Here is a 9,463-nt window from a genome sequence, read left to right on the forward strand (position 1 = left end):
AGCCCCTTCCCATGAGGTCATCATGCAGCATCAGTCTTTCGATGCAGGCGGTGTGCCGTCTGCAGTCCAACCTTTCAAGCGTCCGGCAGTGATCGGCATCGGCTCCTGGGGCACGGCCCTCGGCGCGACGCTCGCTGACAACGGGACTTCGGTGCGGATATGGGGTCGGAAGGCGGAGGCCATTCAGGACATCAACGCCAACAATCGCAACGAAGCCTACGTCGCAGAAGCACCGTTGCCACCGTCTTTGCACGCCGTTCACAAGATGGCCGATGCGGTGCGAGATGCCGATGTTGTGTTGATCGTCGTGCCGTCGAGCGCCATCCGTTCGGTATCGCGTCAGGTTGGAGAGTATCTCGCGCCCGGCACACCGGTGGCGATCTGTGCCAAAGGGATCGAAGCCGAGACGGGACTTCTGATGACCCAGATCTCGGAGGAAGAATTGCCCGGGCATCCGATTGGCTGCGTCTCTGGCCCGACATTTGCACGCGAGACAATCCTTCGCCATCCCACCGCGGCAACGGTCGCCTTTCCGTTTTCGCCGCTCGACCGGATTTCGCCCGAGAAGAGCCCGGCGGTACGCCTTGCCGTGTCGCTTACCACCGAGCATTTCCGGGCTTACGTCTCGGACGACCTTGTGGGCGTCGAAATCGGCGGTGCGGTAAAAAACGTGATCGCTCTGGCCTGCGGGATGATGACCGGGGCGGGCTTTTCCGACAATACCCGCGCGGCGCTGATCACGCGCGGGCTGGACGAGATGAAGCTGTTGAGCGCTGCCTTGGGTGGGCGGCGCGAGACCCTGACGGGTCTCTCGGGCCTGGGCGATCTGACGCTGACCTGCAACAGCACCACCTCCCGGAACATGTCGCTAGGCCTGCAACTGGGCGCTGGCACACCACGAGCTGAGTGTTTCGAAGGCCGTCCTGTCGTCGTGGAAGGCGAGGCGAATGCTGTCTCGATTACCGATCTGGCCCGGAAGCTCAGCATCAGTATGCCGATCTGCGAAACGGTTCGGGCCATCCTCCATGAGGGCGCTGACCTGGGGCAGGCATTTGCCGCGCTTTGGGCACGCCCCCTTGAAGCCGAGCCGATGGCGATGGAGTTCGCTATTGCCCACCCCGCAACCGACAAAGACATAGCAACGCTTGCAGAAAGGATCTCATGACCCGGCACGAAACGTTCGCCGTCACACCCATTTCCGAAAAGGACATGGTTCTTGCAACCGACCTTGATGGGACTTTCCTTGGAGGGACCGACAAGGAACGGGGACAGTTCTATTCCTGGATTGAAAACAACCGACACCAGGTCGGGCTGATCTTTGTGACGGGGCGCGATCCTGGGTTCATCTCGAATGAGGTGAAAAACGGTCTGCCCGCCCCCGATTACGTGATCGGTGATGTTGGCACGACAATTGCCAGCTTCGACACGGACGGCCATGTGGCCCCGATCCAGGAACTGGAGGCCGAGATTGCCGAAGCCTGGGGCGCCGCTGGTATGAAAGTGTCGAACGCGCTCCGCTCGATAAGGGGGCTGACGCCGCAATCATCGGCTTTTCGCTATCGCATAAGCTATGACATGGACCCCGAGACGTTCGACGCCAAGGCTCTCGATATCGTCGCCAGTTTTGGGCTGGATTCGTTGATCTCGGACAACCGGTTCTTCGATGTATTGCCGAAGGGAGTGAGCAAGGGACCGTCTCTTCTGCGGCTGCTGACCTATCTCAGCGTCGACAACTCGAAGACGCTGGTGGCTGGCGACACGCTGAATGATCTTTCGATGCTGGATTTGGGCTTGCCGGCGGTCGCCGTTGGCGGTTCGGAGCCTGGGCTCATCGAGAAGGTCAAGGATTTGCAGCACCTTCATTGTGCCAAGGGTGTCGGCGTGACCGGGATTGCCGAGGCGATCCTGCATCACGGCTTTCTGGCGCAGAACCCGGCCTAAGGAGACGGCTATGTCATCGGATCTTGTCATTGTCTATCACCGCCAGCCTTACGAGGAGGCTATTGAAAACGGCAAGCTCGTACGTCGGGTGAACAAAAGCCCGAACGGGATCGTGCCGACGCTGAAGAGTTTTTTCGGAAGGGTGGATCACGCTTCCTGGATCGCCTGGAAACTGGCCGACGATCCGTCGGCGCCAGAGTTCGAACAGAAGGTCGAAATCAGCGACGAGTACGGGCAATATACCGTTTCACGTCTGGCGCTTTCGGAAGACCAGGTGCGCGAGTTCTACCATATCACCTCGAAAGAGGCGTTCTGGCCGATCCTGCACGCGTTCAAGGAGCGGTACAATTACGACCCCGTCGATTGGGAGAATTTCCGGGATGTGAACAAGCGCTTTGCCGAGTCGGCGGCGGAAGAAGCTGCGGAAGGTGCCCTTGTCTGGGTGCATGATTACAACCTCTGGCTGGTGCCGGGGTATCTTCGAAAGATGCGACCTGACGTGCGGATCGCGTTTTTCCATCACACGCCGTTTCCCTCAGCCGACATGTTCAACGCACTTCCCTGGCGACGGGAAATCATCGAGAGCCTTTTGGCCTGCGATGATGTCGGCTTCCACATTCCACGCTATGCGGCGAACTTCGTTTCCGTGGCGAGTAGTCTCTTTGACGTGGAACTCGGCGACACAGTCGCCGTGGACCCCGCCTTTGTGAGCGAGGCGACAGCCCTGACCGAGCGGTCGATCCGCGAAACGATCGCTCATAACGGGCGGAAGACCGCGATAAACGTTTGTCCTGTCGGGGTGAACACTGACTATCTGGATAAGGTAGCCCGCGCGCCTGAGACAAATGCGCGGCTGGCCGCAATCCGCCAGGAACTTGGCAAGAGCCAATTGGTCATCTCGGTCGGGCGCACCGATTACACAAAAGGAGGCGTGCAACAGCTGGAAGCGTTTGAACGCATACTTGAGGCAAACTCTGAGTTGCGCGATCAGAAGTTGCGATTAATGCATATCTCGGTCTCGGCCAACCGAAACATGACGGCCTATGCCGAGATTCAGGCCGAGATCGAGCAGGTCGCCGGGCGGATCAATGGCAGGTTCGGCACCTTCGACTGGCAGCCGGTGACGCTGGTTTCGCGCGCGCTCCCGCTTGAGGAACTCGTGGCCTATTACCAGGCAGCCGATGTTGCGTGGATCACGCCTTTGGCGGATGGAATGAATCTTGTCTGCAAGGAATATATCGCTTCCCGGCATGACGAGGACGGGGTTCTGGTTCTGTCGGAATTCGCCGGGGCAGCGGTACAGCTGCATGATGCGCTTGTGACCAATCCGTTTTCGCACCGTTCCATGGATCGCACGATCCTAGAGGCGCTAAGAATGGATTCACTGGAGCGTAGGCGACGGATGAGGCGGCTGCGGGCGGCTGTCAAATCCGATGACATCAGAACATGGCAGCCGGGGACGCTGGAATTGAGCGGCCCAACCAAAAACACGGCCGCGGCCTGAAACGCACGCCGGAAAACACCCACAGAACACCTTCCGGATCGCGCACCTTCCTTTGCGCGACCGGTGGAGAATTGAGAGGATCTTGCAATGACAACTCAGGTTCGAACCGCCATTTTCCCTGTTGCTGGCCTTGGCACCCGCTTTCTGCCGGCCACAAAAGCAACACCCAAAGAGCTGCTCCCGGTACTCGACACGCCACTGATTCAATACGCGATTGACGAGGCCCGGGCCGCCGGGATCGAGCGGATGGTCTTCGTGTCGCACAAGTCGAAGCCTGCAATTGAACGGCATGTGATGGACGACATACGCCTTCGCCGCGAGCTCGAGGCCCGAGGCAAGCCACAGCTTGCAGAAGAGCTGAAGGAGGCAGCGTTCTGCCCGAAGACCGATGATGTCGTCTTCACGATGCAGGACGAGCCGAGAGGGCTGGGCCACGCCGTCCTCTGCGCCAGGGAGCATGTGCTCGATGGGCCCGTCGCGGTGATCCTGCCCGATGACTTGATTCTTGGCACGCCCTGCCTTGGCGAGATGATCGAGGCCTATGACGGCGGGCACTTGGTTTCGACGATGGCTGTGGCGGCGGAAGATGTCTCGAAATACGGAGTGCTTGCCGTGACCAGTCAGCAAGGGCGCATCACCCGTGCTCACGGCATGGTCGAAAAGCCGGCCGTGGAAGACGCGCCTTCCCGTCTAGCCGTAATTGGCCGTTATGTGCTGGACCCCGACATCTTCCACGCGCTCGAGACCCAGGCGCCAGGCGCGGGCGGCGAGATCCAGCTGACCGACGCGATCGACGCGCATGCGATGGAGCGTCCGATTTCCGGATTCCGCTTTTCGGGAACGCGATTCGACTGCGGTTCTAAATCGGGGATGCTGGAGGCGACGCTGCATCTGGCCGGACAGGATCCGGAACTGGCCGAGGTACTGGATGCCTATACGGGCAACCGGAACCACGCGAGGAGCGCGGCTTAATCCCACCTCCGAGGTGCGGCGCTCTCGCCGCCCGAGACCCAATACACGGGGGAAAACGCGTTCGCGCGGATGTCAGCTGTATGTTAGCCCTCAATGCCCCAAGCGCAGTTTCGAGGTGGTGCACCGACTTTGTCACGAGTTAGCCGGCGCACCTCCCCACAATGGCTCCGATAAAAGGCCACGAAACTTCTACTTTTCAATCTCTTCTATTCAGGGACTGGCCAAAGCAAATTGCGCGAGGCGTCCTTGGCGACTGGCATCGGCGTGGCGGTCGCTCTGTTTCGATCGCGGAACTACCTTGCCGATTTCGACGCGATCTACGCACAGCTTGGATCGACGATCAGGATGGTCAGCGTCGCCAGTGCCAATCTGACCCCCGAGTTCGTTTCAAGACTCGAAGAACTGGGGATTGTGCTGACGATAAGTTCCGGTGGCCCCGAGGATTCGGCCTTGGTCAACGGCAATGATACGGGTCTCTGGCGCACAGTGCTTGATTGCGGGTTCTCCGCGTCCATAGATCAACCGGACCTCGTGCTGAAGCTCCTGGGCAAGTGAGACGAGAAAGGGATGGTCTCCAGTTTGCCTGTCACGGCCGCCGTACGGCCTTCGATTGAATACCCGCTTCGTCCCGCAACGCAGACATAGCCCCACATCGGCTCACGGTACGCTTCTCGCAAGAGCGGTCGTTGGAGTTAGAAGCCGAACATGGCTTCGCCGCCGACTGGCCGTGAGCACCAGCAAAGCGCAGCAAACCGATCATCTGACTAGATCGCTCAGATGACGCAATCGAGCCCGCCTTGGACCGTCGCCCCGGTCATGCTAGCATGCAATCTCTGTCCGGGAGGCGTCAGATGAGCGGCATGAAGGCAGTTGTCATTCGGAAGGCCGGTGGACCCGATGTTCTGCAGCTCGAAACTCTGCCGATCCCTGAACCGAGACCGGGCTGGGTGTTGATAAGAGTGCGGGCCTTCGGTCTCAACAGGTCGGAGTTGTTCACCAGACAGGGTCACTCCCCGAATGTGCCATTCCCACGTGTTCTAGGCATTGAGGCTGTTGGCGAAGTCGTTTCCGCGCCAGACGGTGGCTTCGAGAAAGGCGACACCGTTGCAACCGCAATGGGCGGCATGGGACGGCAGTTCGATGGGGGATATGCGGAATACACCCTTGTGCCTGCCGGGCAGGTCCAGAAGGTCACCACCACGCTTCCATGGTCGGTTCTCGGAGCCCTTCCCGAAATGGTTCAGACTGCATGGGGATCTTTGAACACCGCGTTAGGTGTCAAACCCGGCGAGACCCTACTGATCCGTGGCGGAACCACCTCGGTTGGACTGACGGCTGCGATCTTGGCCAAGCAGGCTGGACTGCACGTCCTCGCCACATCCCGGCGGGAAGACCGACGAGACATGTTGCTGAGGAATGGCGCAGATGAGGTATTTGTTGACGGAGGCGAGATAGCGCCTGCCGTGCGCAAGGCCCATCCAGCAGGCGTCAACAGGGTCCTTGAACTGGTTGGGACCACGACCTTGTTGGATAGCCTGCGATGCGCGGCCATGGGCGGGTCAGTCTGCATGACCGGCATGGTCGGAAACGCCTGGGAGATCGAGCGATTTAGTCCCATGGGGTCAATTCCGACCGCTGTGAACCTGACGACCTATTCCGGCGGCTCCGAAGACTTCATTTCTACGCCGCTTCAGCAGGTTGTGGATACCGTCGAGGCGGGTACCTTCAACCCGCCCATTGGGATGACTTTCTCGATTGACGAGATCGCCGAGGCGCATCGCGCGATGGAAGACAATTCTGCTGGCGGCAAGATTGTCGTGACCACCTGAGAGTCCGGACGGACCGTCGCAGGCGACCGAGGAATGACTATCATGTCTGCACAGAAATCGTTTGTCTCGCTCCTGGTTGTTGCCATGCGGCAAACGGCGGCTTTGTGCCGCAACTCGGTCATTACCCTGATTTCTGCGAACGTCCGCAGCTCCAAGAAGCAGCCATTGGCCGATCTCGATCCGTCCGTTAGTGAGCGGAGGTCGGCTCAAGCGGGCAAAGCAGACCTTCGTCAGAGTGGGCTCGATGACCGAGTTGCGGGACTTAGCTGTATTTTGGAACCGGAGTTCTTCCCTGCGCGGGCACTGCACGTATCCTTACTGGTAATTGAAGCGGCGCTACCGCCTTGTAAACAAGTCATAAACGATACGCTTTCCACCAACGGGACCATTACAGAGATAAGCAGACGGTGGCGAATCGGTCGGCCCGCGACTCAGGCCTTTTGCTTTGTCTTGAGAGATGGATTGACTTGCCATTGGCAAAAAGTTTGAGCCAAAGCACACGCAACTGTTGGAATGTTGAAATCGCTATCGAACCTCTTGTTCCAAGCGAAGTATCAAACCTTGGAAACCGCTATCGCCTGTGACACAGCGCAAGACAGAGAGTCCAGCAGGGGAACCTCCGACGCATATTGCAGCCTTTCTGCGAACCCTACCAAGCCCGCACCGCCGAGGATGACAACGTCAGCTCCATCGCTTTGGGCCTGATCAATCTCTTGAGCAATAAGAGAGCATGCGCGCTCGGGGGCTTCAGCCAAAACATCGCCCGTATGGGCAAGGGTATAGATCCCGCTCATTCGTGCGGTGAGACCGATCTCGTCTACGAAGCTATGCAGCAGCGGTTTCCACGCCGCGCCTCCGGTTACAATTGCAAAACGGCGACCCATCTGGCACGCGACGTGGCATGAGGCTTCGGCCATGCCGACCACCGGAATCGCCAAGCGGTCCCGTAGGCTCCACAACCCCGGATCACCGAAGCAGGCGATGACCAAGGCATCCGGCATGGTATCGGCATCAAGCGTCTCCGCGAACTCCGAGACCGCCTCCGCAGCGACAGAGGCCGCGTCCCCATCAGAAATATAGCGGGCTCCGCGAGCGACGGTTGCTGCACGGCAATTCGTATGCCGGGCACGCGCGGCAATCAGCATCTTTTCGGTCATTGCCGCGTTGGTGTTCGCGTTCAACAAAAGGATGTCAGGAAGTATTGCGGCTCTGTCGGCATCGTCGAGCTTGTTGCGGGCATCCATCACGGTGACCTCTGTCGCGACAACGCAAGCCGCGCCCAATCCTCCAGAATGTTCGCCGCGTCCCCGGCCATCGCCTGCGAGGCGGGCAAGTGCCTCTGATCGACGGGATGCGCGCATTCGTGGCGCAAACGGTCGACATCGATCGGAAACCGCACGGCTTCCGGCAAAGCCCCCAGTGCAGCACCGGCCTGGCCCATGCTCGCTGCGTAATACAGGTTGGAAATACCGGCGATCTCCATTGCTGCGACACACAAGGCACATGGCTCGCAACTCGTATACAAGTCGCAGCCGCGCAGATCGACGGTGCCAAGCTTGCGACAGGCATCTCGGATCGCTTCGGTTTCTCCGTGAGAGGTCGGGTCGTGGTTCAGGACTGACCGATTGATCCCCTCGCCCACGATCTTGCCATCGCGCACGACGACGGCCCCGAAAGGCTCGGTGCCATGTGTCGTCAAAGCCTCGGCGGAAATCTCGATGGCGCGGCGCATGAAAGCCTCGACATAGCTCATCGCTCAGTCTCCTCTGCGCCAAAGCACGCGACACGACCCTGATGCACATCGGCTTTTCGTACCGGACGTTCCATCTTGCAGCGGTCAAAGGCCAATGGGCAGCGCGGGTGAAAACTGCACCCTTTGGGCGGCGCGATGGGCGATGGCACTTCGCCTCCCATCGGCTGGCGGTCGCGGTTCGGCTCCTGAAGGTCGGGGATCGTGTCAAGCAGCATCCGCGTGTACGGGTGCAGAGGACGTTCGAAAAGGTCGGCCTTGGGCTGAAGCTCAACGATGCGGCCCAGGTACATCACGGCGATCTCGTCGGCCATGTGCCGGACGACGGAAAGATCGTGACTGATGAAGAGGTATGTCAGGCCGAATTCCTTTTGTAGCCGTTTCATCAGGTTCAGCACCTGGGCCTGAACGCTGACGTCGAGAGCCGAGGTCGGCTCGTCGCAGACAAGGAATTCGGGTTCGCCCGCCAGCGCACGGGCGATGGATATCCTCTGCCTCTGGCCCCCGGAGAAGGCATGTGGGTATTTCGATGCGTCCGTTGGCGACAGGCCCACGGTTTGCAACAACTCCGCGACACGGGCGTCGACATCGGCATCGGACGTATCGGGCCGGAGCGTGCGAAGCGGTTCTGCCACGATGCGACCCACCCGCCAGCGCGGATTGAGCGAGGCATAGGGATCCTGAAATATCATCTGCATACGCTCGGGGTCGCCATGGAACTGGATCGCGCCGCCAGAGGGGGGGAAGAGCCCGGTGACAAGCTTTGCGATCGTGCTCTTTCCGCAACCGGACTCTCCCACGATGGCCAGGATCCGGCCCCGCCTGATTTCGAAATCGACCCCATCGACGGCTCGAAGAACCTGACGCGGCTTTCTTTCGATGACCCGGTTCAGCCAAGGTGCGGATACGTCGAACCGCCGTTCCAGCGCAATTGCTTCAAGGATGGCGTCCCGCGCAGTCATGCAGTCGCTCCTTCAAGCGCCAGCCAACAGGCGGCGCCGGGACCGTCGATGCGCGGCACTTCTCGGCGACAGCGGGGCCCGGCATGAGCGCAGCGCGGGTTGAACGCGCAGCCGTCCGGTATCGCGTCCAGTCGCGGCATTGCTCCGGGGATCATCCGCAATTCCTCTCCGTCGCCATGCATGCTTGGAATCGAGGCCATGAGGCCCTCGGTATAGGGATGGCGCGGCCGGCGGACGACATCGTCGACGGATCCCATCTCGGCAATCCGCCCCGCATACATGACGGCGACGCGGTCCGCTGTCTCGGCGATTACGCCCATGTCATGCGTCACCAGCATTACGGCTGTTCCGCGCTCACGGCATAGCTTGTCTAGCCCCCTGTGTATGGGCCACTGATCAGGGGTTTCTCTAATAGGGTTTCAGGAACGGGCGGGCGCATGTTGAGTGCCTGATGCGGCCGGGTGTGATTGTACTGCCTGAGCCAGTGATTGATGACGATCTGAGC

10 protein-coding genes and 1 pseudogene are annotated in these 9,463 nt (G+C 60.0%); 6 read left to right on the forward strand and 5 right to left on the reverse strand.

Features of this window, described 5'->3' with window-relative positions; translation table 11 throughout:
* Window positions 1-22 precede the first annotated feature (22 nt).
* The 6 genes from ACKLNI_RS09145 (at window position 23) to ACKLNI_RS09170 (ending at window position 6,246) form a co-directional block, all read left to right on the forward strand.
* Complete coding sequence (locus ACKLNI_RS09145; protein ID WP_413718762.1) at window positions 23-1,165, forward strand: NAD(P)H-dependent glycerol-3-phosphate dehydrogenase; 1,143 nt, start codon at window positions 23-25, stop codon at window positions 1,163-1,165.
* Window positions 1,162-1,941, forward strand: coding sequence for an HAD-IIB family hydrolase (locus ACKLNI_RS09150; RefSeq protein WP_413718763.1), 780 nt, complete (start codon window positions 1,162-1,164; stop codon window positions 1,939-1,941). The genes ACKLNI_RS09145 and ACKLNI_RS09150 overlap by 4 nt, the downstream gene beginning before the upstream one ends.
* A 10-nt stretch (window positions 1,942-1,951) precedes the next feature.
* Window positions 1,952-3,445, forward strand: a complete 1,494-nt coding sequence (gene ggpS, locus ACKLNI_RS09155) for a glucosylglycerol-phosphate synthase (RefSeq protein WP_413718764.1) — start codon at window positions 1,952-1,954, stop codon at window positions 3,443-3,445.
* Between the two features lie 87 nt (window positions 3,446-3,532).
* On the forward strand, window positions 3,533-4,417 hold the full coding sequence (locus tag ACKLNI_RS09160) for a UTP--glucose-1-phosphate uridylyltransferase (RefSeq protein WP_413718765.1): 885 nt from the start codon (window positions 3,533-3,535) through the stop codon (window positions 4,415-4,417).
* Window positions 4,418-4,663: 246 nt separating this feature from the next.
* Window positions 4,664-4,972 (forward strand): hypothetical protein, encoded by a 309-nt coding sequence (locus tag ACKLNI_RS09165; protein WP_413718766.1) that lies wholly within the window; start codon window positions 4,664-4,666, stop codon window positions 4,970-4,972.
* Between the two features lie 296 nt (window positions 4,973-5,268).
* Window positions 5,269-6,246, forward strand: a complete 978-nt coding sequence (locus ACKLNI_RS09170) for a zinc-binding alcohol dehydrogenase family protein (RefSeq protein WP_413718767.1) — start codon at window positions 5,269-5,271, stop codon at window positions 6,244-6,246.
* Between the two features lie 554 nt (window positions 6,247-6,800).
* Here the strand turns inward: ACKLNI_RS09170 and ACKLNI_RS09175 are convergent.
* From ACKLNI_RS09175 to ACKLNI_RS09195, 5 genes and pseudogenes are all read right to left on the reverse strand, one after another.
* A complete protein-coding gene (locus tag ACKLNI_RS09175; RefSeq protein ID WP_413718768.1) occupies window positions 6,801-7,490 on the reverse strand; it encodes an aspartate/glutamate racemase family protein in 690 nt (229 codons plus the stop codon).
* On the reverse strand, window positions 7,490-7,999 hold the full coding sequence (locus tag ACKLNI_RS09180) for a nucleoside deaminase (protein WP_413718769.1): 510 nt from the start codon (window positions 7,997-7,999) through the stop codon (window positions 7,490-7,492). The genes ACKLNI_RS09175 and ACKLNI_RS09180 overlap by 1 nt, the downstream gene beginning before the upstream one ends.
* Complete coding sequence (locus tag ACKLNI_RS09185) at window positions 7,996-8,958, reverse strand: ABC transporter ATP-binding protein (RefSeq protein WP_413718770.1); 963 nt, start codon at window positions 8,956-8,958, stop codon at window positions 7,996-7,998. Before ACKLNI_RS09185 ends, ACKLNI_RS09180 begins: the two co-directional genes overlap by 4 nt.
* A pseudogene (locus ACKLNI_RS09190) lies at window positions 8,955-9,332 on the reverse strand (oligopeptide/dipeptide ABC transporter ATP-binding protein); the annotation flags it as partial. The pseudogene ACKLNI_RS09190 and the gene ACKLNI_RS09185, both read right to left, overlap by 4 nt.
* Window positions 9,329-9,457, reverse strand: coding sequence for an integrase core domain-containing protein (locus ACKLNI_RS09195; protein ID WP_413716991.1), 129 nt, complete (start codon window positions 9,455-9,457; stop codon window positions 9,329-9,331). The pseudogene ACKLNI_RS09190 and the gene ACKLNI_RS09195, both read right to left, overlap by 4 nt.
* Window positions 9,458-9,463 lie beyond the last annotated feature (6 nt).

The organism is Silicimonas lutimaris (assembly GCF_047314965.1).
Taxonomy (GTDB): domain Bacteria; phylum Pseudomonadota; class Alphaproteobacteria; order Rhodobacterales; family Rhodobacteraceae; genus JAVJUV01.

What these genes read in the sequence shown, in the direction of transcription:
- ACKLNI_RS09145 (WP_413718762.1), top strand. Translation starts at nt 23, where the DNA reads ATGCAGCATCAGTCTTTCGATGCAGGCGGTGTGCCGTCTGCAGTCCAA.
- ACKLNI_RS09150 (WP_413718763.1), top strand. Translation starts at nt 1,162, where the DNA reads ATGACCCGGCACGAAACGTTCGCCGTCACACCCATTTCCGAAAAGGAC.
- ggpS (WP_413718764.1), top strand. Translation starts at nt 1,952, where the DNA reads ATGTCATCGGATCTTGTCATTGTCTATCACCGCCAGCCTTACGAGGAG.
- ACKLNI_RS09160 (WP_413718765.1), top strand. Translation starts at nt 3,533, where the DNA reads ATGACAACTCAGGTTCGAACCGCCATTTTCCCTGTTGCTGGCCTTGGC.
- ACKLNI_RS09170 (WP_413718767.1), top strand. Translation starts at nt 5,269, where the DNA reads ATGAGCGGCATGAAGGCAGTTGTCATTCGGAAGGCCGGTGGACCCGAT.
- ACKLNI_RS09175 (WP_413718768.1), bottom strand. Translation starts at nt 7,490, where the DNA reads ATGGATGCCCGCAACAAGCTCGACGATGCCGACAGAGCCGCAATACTT.
- ACKLNI_RS09180 (WP_413718769.1), bottom strand. Translation starts at nt 7,999, where the DNA reads ATGAGCTATGTCGAGGCTTTCATGCGCCGCGCCATCGAGATTTCCGCC.
- ACKLNI_RS09185 (WP_413718770.1), bottom strand. Translation starts at nt 8,958, where the DNA reads ATGACTGCGCGGGACGCCATCCTTGAAGCAATTGCGCTGGAACGGCGG.